The organism is Providencia alcalifaciens (assembly GCF_915403165.1).
Lineage (GTDB): Bacteria > Pseudomonadota > Gammaproteobacteria > Enterobacterales > Enterobacteriaceae > Providencia > Providencia alcalifaciens_C.
Window position 1 is genome coordinate 2,052,153 of the sequence record NZ_OU659204.1, and the last position, 15,819, is coordinate 2,067,971.

Genomic DNA, 15,819 nt, shown 5'->3' on the forward strand with positions numbered 1-15,819 from the left:
AAACAAGTTTTGTCATCAAAAAGGGCGTCCATATTTTGAAGTATGAAGTGACGCCCTTTTGTTTTTCATCCTATCGATACCATTACTCTGACAACTTACTATCAACGGTTCCTTCCTCGCTCTCCTTGCGTTCTTCAACACTTTTTTGCTGAATATGCTGCTTACTCTGGATCAAGCGGATGGCGAAATAGATATCTGGCACCACCAATAAATCATCATCAGAACGACTAATTTTATTTTGTGATAACCAACGGTTTAGGGATGTTCGTCGCCCTGCTAGCACCAGCGTTACCCCTTTCGCTTTTAATGACGTCACGAGTTCGTTAAGTGCAGAGAATACGCTTACGTCGTTATGGGTAAAGCTGACCGCCGCATCGACAATGACCCACGCCGGACGTTTACGCTGGCTATCTATGTGCTTATTTAAACGATCTTTAAAATAATTCACATTGAAATAGGTCAGTGGTGAGTTAAAACGATAAATCAGCACGCCTTCAACCGCCTGAATATCATTATCCGGGTTCATTGAGTGCAACATGCCCTGTTCGTCAACGCCCAATAACTGATCTGTTGGGCGGAATATCACCCGCAAAAATTGCAGCAGACCTAACAACACGGCAAAACCCACGCCGCTGATCAAGCCAACCACCAACACCGCGCATAAAGTAAAAACGCATAAGAAAAAGGCTTGTCGATTACGTTTACGCATGGCATAAATGCTACGAAAACTAATCAGTGAGAACGTCGAGACCACCAGCACCATACCTAATGCAGGCATCGGAATATAACCCAGCAAATCCATTGAAAACAGCAATACCACCAAAATAGTGAGCGCAGCAATAACCGATACCATCTGCGTTTTACCGCCCATCATGTCGTTTACAGCAGTTCGGCTACTGGCCGCACTCACCGCAAATCCTTGAGACAACGCAGATGCGATATTCGCCATGCCTAAGGCCCGTAGCTCTTGGTCAGCATCCACGGTATACCCATTTTTACTGGCAAAGCTTCGCGCTGTCATCATAAAGCTCACAAAGCTGATTACTGCCAAGTTTAAGGATGGCGTCACCAAATCCCGCAATAAGCCAGGGTTGAAATCTGGAGCCGCTATCGAGGGTAATCCATTACCAAGATTACCGACGGTGCTAATGCCATATTGCTCAAGATTGAAAACAATGCTGGCGCTGGTTGCCAAGACCATCGCAATTAACAGTGATGGCCACTTACTGCGTACCCGTTTGATAACCATCGTCACGGTGAGCGTTAATACTGCCACCGTTAATGTAGGTATATGAGTTTCAGTTAGCGCAAGAGGTAATGCCACTAAACGCTCGATAAACCCTGAAGGAAGTGAATCAATACCAAAAATTTTACCTAGCTGACTAACAATAATGGTCAGTGCGACCCCATTTAGTAACCCTTGTAAAATCGGCCCTGATAAAAAATCCGCAAACATCCCCAGACGAAAGCGCGCCGCAATCAGGCACCATATTCCCGTCATTAAGCTCATCACAATAATTAATTGCCAACGGGTGTTTTCATCTCCCATCGCCAAGGGCGCAACGGCAGCGGCGATCACCGCACAGGTTGCCGCATCCGGTCCAATGATTAATTGTTTAGAGGTGCCAAACAATGCATACATCAGCATCGGTAAAATACAGGCATATAGCCCGACAATGGCATTGATCCCCATGAGTTCAGCATAAGCAATAGCCACAGGCAGCGCCACGGCGGCTACCGACAGCCCCGCTTTCACATCCGGTCCCAAGTTCGCCAATTGATATTGGCTAAAGGTTTGTAAACCGGGCATCAAATTAAATAATCGCGCCTTTATCATGGAAAAAATCTCTAAAAATTAATCAGTTAATTTCTTATGTAGACTATTTATATCCGAACTATTAAAGTTTATCTAGGACTAAGTCAAATAAGGGTAAAATAGTGCAAATTTGATTGTTTTACAGGCTTAATTCTTGGTAAAAGAGAGCAAACTTTTAACAATCTGCGCAAAATCAGTTAAACTACGCCACTCTGTTTAAGTTGACTCTGTTTGAATTGACTATATTTAAGCTGACTATGTTCACGTTAAGGATCTGAATCCACTGTTATGAAACAACTTATTGATTTTATTCCTTTGGTTATCTTTTTTCTCTTTTATAAGCAATACGACATTTATGTTGCTAGCCAATCATTACTGATAACTACCCCAATTTCCTTATTGGTCACTTACTTTATTTATAAAAAAGTGGAAAGAGTGGCAAAAATTACCTGCGCAATTGTGATGGTATTTGCAGGGTTAACGGTGTTATTCCACAGCGCTGACTTTATCAAATGGAAAGTCACCATTATTTATGCTCTTTTTGGTATTGCTCTGTTTGCGAGCCAATGGTTTACAGAAAAACCACTCATTCAAAGAATGCTGGGTAGTAACCAAGAAATTAAATTAGCGGATAGCTACTGGTTAAAATTAAATACCGCTTGGGGTATTTTCTTTATTGCTTGTGCTGTTATTAATATTTACGTGGCTTATTGGATGGCTGAAAGTGTTTGGGTCAACTTTAAAGTATTCGGATTGACGGCTGGCACCTTAATTTTTACGATCCTTAGTGTGGTGTATATTTTCAAACACATGACTAAAGAACCTCAGGCAGAAAAGCCAGAAGAGTAATTTATTTCTTCGAAATATTATGATGATAAATAAGCTGCGCACTTTCGCAGCTTTTTTATGCCTATCACAGTGATTTGTTACAATTATCTGTGACTGGATGTACTCTAGCAGTTTACTATACTTATGTTTGTTTGCTATAAATGAGCAACAAAATCATAGTGTTTAATTCCTTTTAATAAAGAGTTTGATATGCAATTACCTAACGGTGAACTCGTTTTACGTACTTTGGCAATGCCTTCAGATACCAACGCGAATGGCGATATTTTTGGTGGCTGGCTAATGTCTCAAATGGATATTGGCGGCGCGATCTTAGCAAAAGAAATTGCTCTGGGTCGCGTAGTAACAGTGGCAGTCAATGGCATTAAATTTCAAAAACCAGTTGCTGTTGGTGATGTTGTTTGTTGTTATGCACGCTGCTTAAAAACAGGGAAAAGTTCCGTCACTATCAATATTGAAGTGTGGGTGAAAAAAGTGGCAACCCACCCTGTAGGTCAGCGTTATCAAGCTACTGACGCAGTATTTACTTATGTGGCGGTCAATGATGACAATACGCCTCGCGCATTACCTGAAGATAAGCAACACTTCGAATTAGAAAGTTCACAGCCTCAAGCTTAATCATTCAGATACAGTAAGGGCGCTTCATAAGCGCCCTTTTTTGATCTCGATATTTCCTAGCATTTAAGCTTGGCTTACTGTGCCATCCACTTTGAAGTAAATTTCAGTGGTATAGCCTTTCGCTGGCAGCTTTTCATATTTCCAACGGTTCATTGCACGCTTCACATCACGCTCAAACATCCCTTTAGGTGAAGCTTCAACAAACTCAATGTTCTGCACTCGCCCATCTTCATCGATGTCATAGCGTACTTTCACATAACCATTTTTTCCTAGGCGACGAGCGCGGTCTGGGTATTCAGGCGATTGTTTACTTAATGCTTTTGGACCACGTTGACCGGTGGATTGGTTAGATGCTGTTGCATTATTTTTGACGTTAGTATCAGTTCCGCGCGTGTTTGTGACTTCTTTTGGCGTAGTCTCTGTATTTGTGGATGGCGTTTTGTTCATCGCCAGTTGTTTTTCAACAGGTTTAACTGGTTCTTGAACTTTTTTCGGCTCTTTTTTAGGTTCTTTCTTCGGTTCTGGTTTCTTTTTTACTTCTGGTTTTTTCTGCGGTAAGACTATCGCCGGTTCGACAATAGGCTCGGGTTCAATGATAGGTTCAGGCTCAACCACAGGCTCTGGCTCTGCCTGTGTTTCAGCCGGTGGAGTGGCTGCTGGTTCAGCAAAAGAAAGCATTGCTATCGAGATTGGCTCCTCAGGTTGAGGAAATTTCGGTTGATTAAAAATCCATGCCATTGCCAAGCCCGCATGAATTGATAATGAAACAGCAATGATCACTAACAGTCTGATACCACGCATATGCAATTTTTACCCTACACCGTTTTACTTATTGAATATGGCTAATAGTTTAAATGCAAATAGCAATCATATTCAATAAGGTTTAGCGAACAAAGTTAAAAATGTGAGTATAAACGTGAATACCCTTACTCAATCCACTGTGTAAATAGCAGGGAGTGACGACGTTTATAGATATCCATTTTGCGGAGCGAATAAATGTGCATATTGCGGCGAGAGTGTCGTTCTAACCAACGGCGACGGCGGCGAACGACTTGTCTTAGCATTCTCCAGCGACCCACTTCTTGCCTACTGCGTCTCATTTTTTTAATCCTTATCAGGTGTATGTTCGTAACAGCGAAATATTATATGCCTTTGCTGGTGAGAACCAAGAAGAAGTTATCAAGGAAAAAACAAAATCATCACGCAAAAAATGAGATTGAACCAATTAATTTATCATTAATTGCACTTTTATCTATTTAACTCAGTTTTTATTCAGAACTTTTACTAAATTCTGGTATGTTTATTCTTAGTCTATATTTAATAAGACATATTTTCTTTTTTCGACTCTTTTTCTCTTTGTCAGTGAGGCTTGTTATCCATTATGGCAACCGTCTACACCTTAATGAGTTGGTTACTGTTTTTCCTATATTGGTTAATTGTGGCTGGGGTTACTGTTCGTATCCTCGTCACACGTCGCCCCGTCACCTCAGCAATGACATGGTTACTGATCATTTATATCCTGCCTCTGGTAGGGATCATCGCGTATGCCGCATTTGGTGAACTCCATTTAGGTCGACGTCGTATCGATAAAGCCCATCAAATGTGGCCATCGGTTGCCACTTGGCTGGAAAATCTACGCCTCTCCAAACACATTTTTGCTAATGATAACAGCCCCGTTGCGGAGCCATTATTCCAACTGTGTGAGAAACGCCAAGGTATTGCAGGCGTCAAAGGCAACCGTATTCAATTACTGACCACCAGCGAAGACTCACTAAAAGCCATTGCCAATGATATTAATAATGCCAAGAACTCTATCGAAATGGTGTTCTATATTTGGCAGCCAGGTGGGCTTGTCGATGAGGTCACCGAAGCCCTTCTCAATGCGGCAAAACGTGGTGTTAAATGCCGCATTATGGTGGACTCCGCGGGAAGCTGGCATTTTTTCCGCAGTGATTATCCCGATAAAATGCGTGCCGCAGGGATTGAGTTTGTCGAATCCCTTAAAGTCAACCTTATGCGTTTTTTCCTGCGCCGTATGGATTTACGTCAGCATCGTAAAATCGTTGTCATTGATAACTATATCTCCTACACCGGCAGTATGAACATGGTGGATCCTCGCTACTTTAAACAAGATGCGGGTGTCGGTGAATGGGTAGATATTTTAGTCCGTATGGAAGGCCCAGTGAGCACCACATTAGGGATTGTTTACGCCTTTGACTGGGAGATGGAAACAGGCCAGCGTATTTTACCGCCACCACCAGATAGCAATATCATGCCGTTCGAGCAAGATAATGGACACACCACCCAAATGATTGCCTCAGGCCCTGGTTTCCCTGAAGAACTTATCCAGCAATCATTGATGACGGCGATGTTCTCTGCCCGTAAGCAGCTGATCATGACCACACCGTACTTTGTACCCAGTGATGATTTACTGCATGCAATTTGTACCGCAGCGATGCGCGGTGTTGATGTCAGTATCATCATGCCACGCCATAATGACTCGTTCTTGGTTCGTTGGGCAAGCCGCTCTTTTTACACGGAATTACTGGAAGCTGGCGTGAAAATCTATCAGTTTGAAGATGGGTTGCTGCACACCAAGAGTGTCTGTGTTGATGGGGAATTAAGCTTAGTCGGTTCAGTGAACTTAGATATGCGCAGTTTATGGCTAAACTTTGAAATCACAGTCGTGATTGACGATAAAAGTTTTGGTAGCGATCTAACGCTGGTTCAGTATGATTATATGGCTCGCTCCACACGCTTAGATATTGAAGAATGGGAACAACGCCCGTTCTGGAACCGTGTGATTGAGCGTCTGTGCTATTTCTTTAGCCCATTACTTTGATCATAATAGCTGTGATCAAATAACTATAATCACCATTGCTTAACTGTTAGGAAACGTCATGAGCCAGAACCCAAGTATTAACCTAATCGATGAAGATGAAATCATTGAAATTGCCTATGACCTTTTCCTTGAAGGCGCGATGGAGAACTTAGAGCCTGCCGACCAAGTTATTTTCGCGTTACAGTTCGAAGAGTGTGGCGCGGCTGAAATCGTGCCTTTCAGCCAAGATTGGCATATTCTCGCCACCCAAGGATTACCTTTAGCGCAAATGAGCGAAGTGGTGATCGGGCTTGCTAAAAGCCCAGAGGATGAGATTGACGATATCTTTGCACGAATTCTTATCAGCCGTAACCCTAAGCACCCTTTCCAACATATCGAATGGAAGCAGTAAGCAGAAATAAAGGCTGGGGGAAATATTCCCCCATGCGGTTGATGACAAAGAGGGATAAAAGCGTGGTTTTTCCCTCTTTGTGTTATCAGGCGAAAATCAATAAATTGATTTTCCTCGTTAATTTTACAACCCAAACGAGCCATATTCAAACCTGATGGGTTTAGATATGGTCTGATGGGGAAAATATTCTCCCAGCTTTTATTAAAGGTTATTCTGCTAAATCCAACTGTAAATGATGCTTCTTAATATAGTGACGCAGATTATTGCGAATATAGTCACTCTTATCTAATGGGTATTTTTCCCACGCCGCCACAATATACGGTTCCACCCCGTCAGCAAGCTCAGATGAACGCGCAACAGCTTGGATCGAGGTTAATGCAACTTCACTCTTATCCGCAATCATATATTCAAAGTAATTAACGACTTTTTGGCTAAAATTCACATCATGGGAAGCCGCATACAGCGCACTGACAGCAATCTGACTATCAGCATGACTAAATAAGTGTTGGAAATCTTCCACATTAACCGCTTGCAACTCCTTGAGGATATACCCCGCAAAGCTCACCGTATCTGCATGTTCGCACTGTGCTAATTTAGCTAAAATAGCCGATTGATACTTCGCTAAATCGGATTTTTGATACCAATAAATCAGCTGCAATCCACGATTGATTTGCGCAGGATCTTGGCTCCCAAGCGCTTGGGCTAAATAGTTAGATGACGCAGCAGCTGAATATTTAGCTAATACTTCCAACGCCTTCACATGGTAAACGGCGAGTGCTTCGTTATCTAATATACGAGTGAGTTGCTCAATGCCCTTTTCCGATAATGACGGTAACTTTTTCAGTCCTTCTAGCGCCGCCAGCTTCGTTTTTTCATTATCGTTATGATGAAATAGGTTGAATAACGAGGTTTCATCACCGCCCATTCGATGCCCAAACCAGCCTGTATCGTATTGATGAATAATTTCATCCAGCCAGCGCTCATACCAATCCAAAAAGTGGCCTTCATAAGCAAACTGATACGGTGTTGGTGAGTCACACCATTCATGGGTATAAACCAGTCGCCCGGCATGTTTGCCCGTCACCACCAGCAGGATGTCATATGTACAGCCGCAAGTACCAAGGTAAAACAGTCCTTGATGAAGCAAGCTTTCCCGTGAGTCGTACTCTTCATCAGTGCAATCTTCTGCTAAGTGGCTGAGTGTTTGCCACTCTTCATCGCTCATGGTTGGGCTAAGCACGCAAGATAATGTGACGGCATCATAGCGATTTTCACTGTCTTCAAAACGCTCTATACCGTAATAAGGGCCTGCGCCACCATTGCCCAATTGCGTCATAAACTGCACATATTCTTGGGGTAGCTGTGCACCAGTACGTCGCTGCCATTGTTCTATCTGCGCCATATCCAAAGGCGGATTGAGCTGATAATGGTGGCTGTCCGCTCCGAACAACTCTTCATCGTTATCCATTTGCTTAGCAAGGGGGAGTTTTTGTTGAATACGTTGGATTTGGTCATCAGCATAACGCTGGTTGATGGCTTGCCATGTTTGATGTATTTGATGGATCTGCTGCAAGTGGTCACTCATTAACGGTTACTGTCCTATCAAGTTTTAATTATTTATTTTTAATATCATCACTTTTAATATCGCTGCCTTTAATATCATAGCTAACTGATTATTTTAAGTCGCAATTAGGTTTGAATTCTCTGAAAATTGTTTCGCATAAAAAAGGCTCCGCTTTATGAATGATAAAGGGAGCCTTAATACAACAATAAAACGCAAATCTTACCGATTACAGTGGATCAATTTTCAAACAAGACACTGCATGCTTGAAACTTCCTTCGAGTAATGGACGGGTTTTGGCACATTCCGTGTCAGCGCTTGGGCAGCGTGTTCTAAATACACACCCAGAAGGCGGATTAATTGGCGATGGCAACTCCCCTTCAAGCAGCTCAATTTGCTTATTTTTTTCCTTATCTGGATCAGGCACAGGCACTGCAGACATCAATGCGCGTGTATAAGGATGCAGCGGGTTGTTATACACTTCATCATAAGTCCCCAGCTCTACTGCATGTCCTAAATACATCACTAATACGCGGTCAGAAATGTGTTTTACCACCGCAAGGTCGTGAGCAATAAAGATTAAGGAGAGCTTCATTTCCCGCTGAAGTTCTTGCAGTAAATTCACCACTTGTGCTTGAATCGAGACGTCCAGCGCAGACACTGGCTCATCACAAATCACCAATTTCGGCTCTAAAATCAGCGCCCGCGCAATCCCAATACGCTGACATTGACCACCAGAGAATTCATGAGGATAGCGGTTGATCAGGTTGGGTAGTAACCCGACTCGCATCATCATTTTCTTCACTTTTTCAGTGATTTCTTTTTGTGGCATCTTCGGATGATAAGTTTTCAGTGGCTCCGCGATAATATCTCCAATCGTCATCCGTGGGTTTAAGGATGCTAGTGGATCTTGGAAAATCATTTGGATATCGCTACGTACATTACGCCACTGTTTATCGTTCATGGTAAGTAAGTTTTGTCCTAACCATGTCACCGTGCCGCTGGTGGATTTTACTAAGCCAATTAATGCTCGCGCAAATGTGGATTTACCACAGCCAGATTCCCCCACCACACCCAAGGTTTCCCCTTCGTATAAACGCAGTGTTACCCCATCGACGGCTTTTAAGCTTTTATCCGGCTGCCAGAACCACTGTTGTTTATCTCTGATGGAAAAATGCACTTTTAAGTCATTCACTTCCAGCAGCACCTGCCTATTTTCTTGGCTCATACTAATTCCTCCACAGGCTTAAAGCAGGCACGTAAACGTGATTGTGCAAAACTGGATAATTGGGGCTCTTGTTCTACGCAGTGCTGGTTTGCATATTGGCAACGCGGCGAGAATGGACACCCTTTTGGTAAGCGCAATAAGTTTGGCGGGTTGCCTGGAATGGTGGCTAAGTTATCGTCATCACCATCTAAGCGCGGCACTGCCGCTAATAAACCCAGCGAATATGGATGAGATGGCTGATAGAAAATATCTCGTGCGCTGCCATACTCCATCGTGCGCCCCGCATACATCACAAGCACCTTGTCACACACACCGGCGACAACCCCTAAGTCATGGGTTATTAAGATGATCGCGGTATCAAATTCTTGCTTCAGTTCATTCAGCAAGGTCATGATCTGCGCTTGTACCGTGACGTCCAATGCGGTTGTCGGTTCATCGGCGATCAGTAGCTTGGGCTGGCACAATAGCGCCATCGCAATCATCACTCGCTGGCGCATACCGCCTGAAAACTCATGCGGGTACATATTCATCCGTTTACGGGCTTCCGGCATTTTTACTGCATCCAGCATACGCACAGATTCTTCAAAAGCCTCTTTCTTACTCATCCCTTTGTGCAGCATCAACACTTCAGATAACTGCGTACCGATTTTCAGGTATGGGTTGAGGGAGGTCATAGGGTCTTGGAAAATCATGGAGATCTCTTCCGCGCGCATGCGGTTAAGCTCTTTCTCCTTGAGATTTAAAATCTCACGCCCATTAAATATGGCAGAGCCACCTACTCGACCATTTTTTGCCAGCAACCCCATCAAAGCAAAGGCGGTTTGGGATTTACCCGAACCGGACTCACCCACAATTCCCAGAGTTTCCCCCGCACTCAATTCAAAATTGAGTTTATTCACCGCCGTCACATCCCCATCTTGGGTAGCAAATGTGACGTTTAAATCCTGCACCGATAATAAAGGGCTTTTGCGTGTTGAATGTTCCATAAATTAGCCCCTTAGCGATCTTTCGGGTCGAGGGCATCACGTAAGCCATCGCCGATAAAGTTAAAACAGAACAGCGTGATAACTAAGAACCCAGCGGGGATCAACAGTAACCACGGCGTGACTTCCATAGAGTTAGCGCCATCACTAAGTAAAGCACCCCAGCTACTGAGCGGCTCTTGAGTTCCTAAGCCAAGGAAGCTTAAGAATGATTCAAACAAAATCATACTTGGGACTAATAATGATGCGTAAACCACCACCACACCCAGGACATTCGGTACGATATGACGCAAGATAATATGACGAGTGCTGACACCACAAACTAATGCCGCTTCAATAAACTCTTTGCGTTTTAGCCCCAGAGTTTGCCCACGTACAATACGCGCCATATCTAGCCATGACACCATCCCAATGGCGACAAAAATCAGTAGGATATTGGTGCCGAATAACGTCACTAACAAAATAACGAAGAACATGAACGGGAAGGAGTTTAAAATCTCCAGTAAGCGCATCATGATGGAGTCGACTTTACCGCCCACATAACCTGCCAGTGAGCCATATAAGGTGCCGACCACCACCGCGACTAATGCCGCTGCAACGCCAACCATTAATGAAATTCGTCCACCAATTGCCACACGCACAAGTAAGTCGCGCCCTGATGCATCCGTCCCGAAATAGTGTCCTGTCGCCCAATCAGGTGGCGTTGACATCATTTCCCAGTCGGTATCGTCATATAAAAATGGCGATAACATCGGGGCAAAAATCACAAACATCGTGATACAAAACAGCACACACAGGCTGACAATTGCCGCACGGTTATGCATAAAGCGTCGTCTTGCATCTTGCCAAAGGCTGCGCCCTTCAATATCTAATTGCTCAGAAAAGTTTTCCAGAGCTTCACTATTTTTGTTGTTTAATAACATAGTGTTTCTCCGGTCTTAGTAACGAATTTTCGGGTCGATGACGGCATACAGCACATCGACGATGGCATTAAAGGCAATGGTCAATATCCCAACTAAAATCGTTAAGCTGAGCACTAATGAGTAATCTCGGTTTAATGCACCATTGACGAACAACTGTCCAATTCCCGGTAAGCCGAAAATGGTTTCAATCACCATAGAACCTGTGATGATCCCAACGAACGCAGGTCCCATATAAGAGAGCACTGGCAGTAATGCTGGTTTTAACGCATGGCGGAAAATAATGGTACGCAGCGGTAATCCTTTTGCGCGCGCAGTACGAATAAAGTTTGAGTGCATGATCTCAATCATCGAACCACGGGTAATACGCGAAATGCTGGCGATATACGCCAAAGAGAGCGCCACCATCGGTAAAATCATGTGTGTGACGTTACCACCATCCCAACCTCCACCGGGGAGCCATTTTAAGTGAATGGCAAAAATCAGCACCAAAAGTGGTGCCACAACAAAGCTTGGGATGACAACCCCCGTCATGGCGAATCCCATGACTGTAAAGTCCCATTTGGTATTTTGATTTAATGCGGCAATCACCCCCGCAGTAACACCAAATAACACGGCGACCACAAAGGCTGTGGCACCTAATTTTGCAGACACGGGAAAGGCTTTCGCAACTAAGTCGTTGACGCTGTAGTCTTTATATTTGAAAGAGGGACCGAAATCCCCTTGAGAAAGTTGGAATAAGTAGCTGAAATACTGCTTATACATTGGGTCATTAAGGTGATATTTCGCCTCAATGTTGGCCATCACTTCAGGTGGAAGTTTACGCTCGCCAGTAAACGGGCTGCCCGGCGCGAGTCTCATCATGAAGAATGAGATGGTAATAAGAATAAATAAAGTCGGAATTGCTTCAAGCAAACGACGCAAAATAAATTTAAACATTGCCCTTTCCTACTTCTATTGCCATTTAGGCTAATGGCTGGCTCTCAAGGAGCCAGCCTGTTGTGATTAGTGCTTGATGATATACAGATCTTTAGTATGTAAGTTATCTAATGGATCTTTCCCCGTATATCCACCCACGTATGGCTTCACTAAGCGGGTGTTCACATAGTAGTAGATAGGCACAATTGCAGAGTCTTTATCTAAGAGTTTTTCGGCTTGTTGATACAGTTCAGCACGCTCTTCATCCGTTTTCACCTGAAGTGTTTTCTTCATGATGGCATCGAAATCTTTGTTTTTATAATGCACGGTATTGTTACTGCTATAAGAAAGCAGCATGTTTAAGAAAGATGAAGGTTCGTTATAATCCGCACACCAGCCCGCACGCGCTACGTCATAGTTACCTTGGTGGCGACTATCTAAGAAGGTTTTCCACTCTTGGTTTTCCAGTTTCACATCCGCGCCAATATTTTTCTTCCACATAGAGGAAGCCGCAATCGCGAGACGCTTATGCAAGTCCGACGTGTTATACAGTAAGTTAAATTTCAATGGGTTGGATTTGTTGTAACCCGCTTCTTCCAGCAGCTGTTTGGCTTTTTCATTACGCTGCTCTTGGGTCATATTGGCATACCAATCCGGTTTTTCTGTTTTCATGCCGCTTGTAAATGGTGGGGTAAATCCATAAGCCGGAATATCGCCCATTGCTTTGATTTTCGTGGCAATCACATCTCTGTCCATCGACAGTTTTAGTGCTTCACGAACACGAGGATCATTAAATGGTGGTTTTTCATTATTAATTTCATAGTAGTAGATACACATGTATGGGCTTACACGCAGATCTTTTGGCATGGTTTGCTGGATATTTTTGAACTGCTCAATCGGTAAGTTGGTGTGCGTCATGTCAATTTCACCGCTGCGATAGCGGTTCACATCCGTCACTTCTGAGGATATTGGCAGGAAAGTGACTTGGTCAATAACCGTGTGAGCATTATCCCAATAGGTTGGGCTTCGCTCTAAAATAATACGTTCGTTAACCGTCCAATCTTTTAACTTATAGGCCCCATTTCCAACGAAATTTGCTGGTTGTGTCCATTTAGTACCAAATTTTTCAACCACTTTTTTATTCACTGGCGACATCGATGGATGCGCTAATAACTTAGGAATATAAGGGACAGCTTCACTTAAGGTCAGAACTAAGGTCTTATCATCCAGCGCTTTGATACCTAATTCTTCTGGCTTTTTCTTACCCGCAATTACATCATCAACATTTTTCACATGGGCATACTGTAAATAGCTCGCGTATGGGGATGCGGTATCAGGATCGGCCAGTCTACGCCAGCTATACACGAAATCTTCCGCCGTGACAGGGTCACCATTTGACCATTTGGCATCGTCACGAATTTTAAATGTCCATTCGGTAAAATCTTTGTTTTCCCAACTGGTCGCAGAGCCAGGTAAAATCTCCCCAGCAGGACCCACGATGGTGATCCCTTCAAACAGATCTCTTGAAAGATGGGATTCTGGCACCCCTTCAATTTTATGAGGATCAAGGGATTGCGGCTCTGTTCCGTTATTACGAACGATATTTTGTTTTTCAGCCAGCTCGACACCCGCAGGAACCACTGCACCATAACTTGTCGCCATCGTTCCTGCCATTAACCCAGCAGCAACGCTTAAAGCAACAAATGTCTTATTCAGTAATTTGCTCATTATTTTGGTTACTCCCATACTATTGTTTTGGTTGTGTTGTTGATGCATCTGCTTACTTAGTCAGTAAGCAATTATTTTGTTTATTACAAAATTATTAATTAGTAGAATTAATATATAACCGCTTAATATCCATGTGATCAAGAGGGTCTTCACCTTTAAATCCTCCGATTGTGGGCTTGATCATCCTTGCACTCACACGGTAATACACGGGAACCAGCGCAGAGTCCTTATCCAGCAAGGTTTCTGCCTGTTGGTAAATCTGTTGACGTGCTTGGTCATTCGGTGCCGTTAAAGCCTCTAATAGCAGTTGGTCATAGGCTTTATTTTTATAGGCCGCCGTATTGTTGCTGTTTTCTGATAGTAATGAATTCAAGAAGGCAGAAGGCTCATTGTAATCAGCGCACCACGTCGCTCTCGCAACCTGATAATTCCCTTCATGGCGATTTTGCAGTGTGGTTTTCCACTCTTGGTTTTGCAAAGTCACCTCTGCGCCAATATTTTTCTGCCACATGGATGCGGCCACAATCGCCTGCTGTTTATTTTGGTCTGAGGTGTTATATAGCAATGTGAATTTGAGGGGATTTTTGGCGCTATATCCGGCTTGTGCTAGCAACTCTTTCGCACGTTGATAACGCTGTTCTGGCGTGAGCTTTGCCCATTCTGGCACTGCAAAATTACCATTATGGATAAACGTTGGCGTAAAACCGTAAGCCACAGTCTGCCCTTGACCGATAATTTTATTGGTGATGGTTTCTCTGTCTAAACCTAACTTAATGGCTTCGCGTACCCGAGGGTCAGTGAATGGGGCTTTTTGGTTATTAATTTCATAATAAAACGTACACAGATACGGGCGAACATACAGCTCGTTCGGCTTCTCCGTTTTCATCTTTTTAAACAGTGTTGGTGGAATAGCCGAATTACTAATATCAATTTCCCCACTGCGATAACGGTTGTTATCACTGACTTCAGAGGTAATGGCTAAGAATGTTGCTTGATCAACCTGCGTTTTTGCGTCATTCCAATATAACGGATTACGCTTAATGATAATTCGCTCGTTTACCGTCCACTCATCCAAAACATAGGCACCATTGCCCACAAAGGAACCCGGTTGAGTCCACTTATCGCCATACTTTTCAATGGCTTTACGGTTAACTGGTTTCATTGAAGTGTGGGAAAGCATGTCAATAAAATACGGGACAGGATGGCTTAGTGTGACTTGCAAGTGTTTGTCATCTAACGCTTTGATACCCAATGACTCTTTGGGTTTTTGACCTTTTAAAATAGCGTCTGCATTTTCGATATAAGCATTTTGTAAATAACTGGAATAAGGCGAACCGGTTTTGGGATCCGCTAAACGCTGCCAACTATATACAAAATCCTCTGCAACAACGGGAGTGCCATCACTCCACTTGGCATCATCGCGTAGGGTAAATGTCCATACAGTGTAATTTTCATTTTTCCAATGGGTTGCCATGCCAGGGACCGCCACTCCATTAATATCGTCGTAAACCAGCCCTTCCAATAAATTTAAAATAATATTGCCTTCAGGCACTCCTTCGACTTTATGAGGATCGAGTGAAGTCACTTCTGAACCGTTATTGACCACTATTTTATTTATGGATGATTTATTTAATGAGGATTTATCGGGGATTGATGAGGCTTGAGCAGAAATTGCTAATGAGAAAATGAGACAGGAAAGTAAACTGTGCTTGGTAGTAAGTTTCATCGTTACGCCTTCTCCATTTCATGGTTATGGTTTTACAGTTAACGTTTCAACGTATGTTGAACGACGTTTGGCACGCCTCCACATTGTTGATTTACTGCTGCTTTAGTCACTGTTTCCTATGCTGTTTTCTAATTTAACCACCAAAAGCTTTCCTTAGAGATGCAATTTTGCTCAGAAAGCTTATAAAAAAAAGTTATAAGAAATTACATTTATTTAACATCTAAAGTTAAAAAACCTATTCA

Annotated in this window: 14 protein-coding genes; 4 read left to right on the forward strand and 10 right to left on the reverse strand. The window is 43.3% G+C overall.

Translation table 11 applies throughout. The features are described 5' to 3' along the window. Positions 1-82: 82 nt before the first annotated feature. Entirely contained in the window at positions 83-1,837 is a 1,755-nt protein-coding gene (locus LDO73_RS09450) for a SulP family inorganic anion transporter (protein ID WP_224057669.1), read from the reverse strand. A 267-nt stretch (positions 1,838-2,104) separates the two neighbouring features. On the opposite strand from LDO73_RS09450, the gene LDO73_RS09455 reads away from it, so the two are divergent. Beyond that, the gene (locus LDO73_RS09455; protein WP_154603731.1) at positions 2,105-2,665 is read left to right on the forward strand and encodes a septation protein A; all 561 of its coding nucleotides are present in this window, start codon (positions 2,105-2,107) and stop codon (positions 2,663-2,665) included. Positions 2,666-2,854: 189 nt separating this feature from the next. Further along, positions 2,855-3,280 (forward strand): acyl-CoA thioester hydrolase YciA, encoded by a 426-nt coding sequence (yciA, locus tag LDO73_RS09460; RefSeq protein ID WP_006658727.1) that lies wholly within the window; start codon positions 2,855-2,857, stop codon positions 3,278-3,280. Positions 3,281-3,343: 63 nt separating this feature from the next. On the opposite strand, the gene LDO73_RS09465 is transcribed toward yciA, so the two are convergent. Continuing rightward, positions 3,344-4,081 (reverse strand): TonB family protein, encoded by a 738-nt coding sequence (locus LDO73_RS09465; RefSeq protein ID WP_224057670.1) that lies wholly within the window; start codon positions 4,079-4,081, stop codon positions 3,344-3,346. Between the two features lie 125 nt (positions 4,082-4,206). After that, the gene (locus tag LDO73_RS09470) at positions 4,207-4,380 is read right to left on the reverse strand and encodes a YciY family protein (RefSeq protein WP_132496008.1); all 174 of its coding nucleotides are present in this window, start codon (positions 4,378-4,380) and stop codon (positions 4,207-4,209) included. A 281-nt stretch (positions 4,381-4,661) separates the two neighbouring features. Between LDO73_RS09470 and cls the strand changes: the two genes are divergently transcribed. Together cls and LDO73_RS09480 are read left to right on the forward strand one after the other, a co-directional pair. Further along, on the forward strand, positions 4,662-6,122 hold the full coding sequence (gene cls, locus LDO73_RS09475; RefSeq protein ID WP_036956524.1) for a cardiolipin synthase: 1,461 nt from the start codon (positions 4,662-4,664) through the stop codon (positions 6,120-6,122). Positions 6,123-6,180: 58 nt separating this feature from the next. Further along, positions 6,181-6,513 (forward strand): HI1450 family dsDNA-mimic protein, encoded by a 333-nt coding sequence (locus LDO73_RS09480; protein WP_154603729.1) that lies wholly within the window; start codon positions 6,181-6,183, stop codon positions 6,511-6,513. 208 nt (positions 6,514-6,721) lie between these two features. Here LDO73_RS09480 and LDO73_RS09485 read toward each other — a convergent pair whose 3' ends face one another. The 7 genes from LDO73_RS09485 to LDO73_RS09515 form a co-directional block, all read right to left on the reverse strand. Then, positions 6,722-8,098 carry an SMI1/KNR4 family protein gene (locus LDO73_RS09485; protein ID WP_224057671.1) on the reverse strand — a complete coding sequence of 459 codons (1,377 nt, stop codon included), beginning with the start codon at positions 8,096-8,098 and terminating at the stop codon, positions 6,722-6,724. A gap of 205 nt (positions 8,099-8,303) precedes the next feature. Further along, the gene (oppF, locus tag LDO73_RS09490) at positions 8,304-9,302 is read right to left on the reverse strand and encodes a murein tripeptide/oligopeptide ABC transporter ATP binding protein OppF (protein ID WP_224057672.1); all 999 of its coding nucleotides are present in this window, start codon (positions 9,300-9,302) and stop codon (positions 8,304-8,306) included. After that, on the reverse strand, positions 9,299-10,288 hold the full coding sequence (locus LDO73_RS09495) for an ABC transporter ATP-binding protein (protein ID WP_224057673.1): 990 nt from the start codon (positions 10,286-10,288) through the stop codon (positions 9,299-9,301). Before LDO73_RS09495 ends, oppF begins: the two co-directional genes overlap by 4 nt. 11 nt (positions 10,289-10,299) lie before the next feature. Then, complete coding sequence (gene oppC, locus LDO73_RS09500) at positions 10,300-11,208, reverse strand: oligopeptide ABC transporter permease OppC (RefSeq protein WP_108478075.1); 909 nt, start codon at positions 11,206-11,208, stop codon at positions 10,300-10,302. A gap of 15 nt (positions 11,209-11,223) precedes the next feature. Continuing rightward, positions 11,224-12,144 carry an oligopeptide ABC transporter permease OppB gene (gene oppB / locus LDO73_RS09505; protein WP_224057674.1) on the reverse strand — a complete coding sequence of 307 codons (921 nt, stop codon included), beginning with the start codon at positions 12,142-12,144 and terminating at the stop codon, positions 11,224-11,226. A gap of 66 nt (positions 12,145-12,210) precedes the next feature. Further along, positions 12,211-13,797, reverse strand: a complete 1,587-nt coding sequence (gene oppA, locus LDO73_RS09510) for an oligopeptide ABC transporter substrate-binding protein OppA (RefSeq protein ID WP_423810889.1) — start codon at positions 13,795-13,797, stop codon at positions 12,211-12,213. A gap of 148 nt (positions 13,798-13,945) precedes the next feature. Further along, positions 13,946-15,577, reverse strand: a complete 1,632-nt coding sequence (locus tag LDO73_RS09515; RefSeq protein WP_224057676.1) for an ABC transporter substrate-binding protein — start codon at positions 15,575-15,577, stop codon at positions 13,946-13,948. Between the last annotated feature and the right edge of the window lie 242 nt (positions 15,578-15,819).

Excerpts from the sequence above, each read along its gene's own strand:
- LDO73_RS09450 (WP_224057669.1), bottom strand. The coding sequence starts at position 1,837 with ATGATAAAGGCGCGATTATTTAATTTGATGCCCGGTTTACAAACCTTT.
- LDO73_RS09455 (WP_154603731.1), top strand. The coding sequence starts at position 2,105 with ATGAAACAACTTATTGATTTTATTCCTTTGGTTATCTTTTTTCTCTTT.
- yciA (WP_006658727.1), top strand. The coding sequence starts at position 2,855 with ATGCAATTACCTAACGGTGAACTCGTTTTACGTACTTTGGCAATGCCT.
- LDO73_RS09465 (WP_224057670.1), bottom strand. The coding sequence starts at position 4,081 with ATGCGTGGTATCAGACTGTTAGTGATCATTGCTGTTTCATTATCAATT.
- LDO73_RS09470 (WP_132496008.1), bottom strand. The coding sequence starts at position 4,380 with ATGAGACGCAGTAGGCAAGAAGTGGGTCGCTGGAGAATGCTAAGACAA.
- cls (WP_036956524.1), top strand. The coding sequence starts at position 4,662 with ATGGCAACCGTCTACACCTTAATGAGTTGGTTACTGTTTTTCCTATAT.
- LDO73_RS09480 (WP_154603729.1), top strand. The coding sequence starts at position 6,181 with ATGAGCCAGAACCCAAGTATTAACCTAATCGATGAAGATGAAATCATT.
- LDO73_RS09485 (WP_224057671.1), bottom strand. The coding sequence starts at position 8,098 with ATGAGTGACCACTTGCAGCAGATCCATCAAATACATCAAACATGGCAA.
- oppF (WP_224057672.1), bottom strand. The coding sequence starts at position 9,302 with ATGAGCCAAGAAAATAGGCAGGTGCTGCTGGAAGTGAATGACTTAAAA.
- LDO73_RS09495 (WP_224057673.1), bottom strand. The coding sequence starts at position 10,288 with ATGGAACATTCAACACGCAAAAGCCCTTTATTATCGGTGCAGGATTTA.
- oppC (WP_108478075.1), bottom strand. The coding sequence starts at position 11,208 with ATGTTATTAAACAACAAAAATAGTGAAGCTCTGGAAAACTTTTCTGAG.
- oppB (WP_224057674.1), bottom strand. The coding sequence starts at position 12,144 with ATGTTTAAATTTATTTTGCGTCGTTTGCTTGAAGCAATTCCGACTTTA.
- oppA (WP_423810889.1), bottom strand. The coding sequence starts at position 13,797 with ATGGCAGGAACGATGGCGACAAGTTATGGTGCAGTGGTTCCTGCGGGT.
- LDO73_RS09515 (WP_224057676.1), bottom strand. The coding sequence starts at position 15,577 with ATGAAACTTACTACCAAGCACAGTTTACTTTCCTGTCTCATTTTCTCA.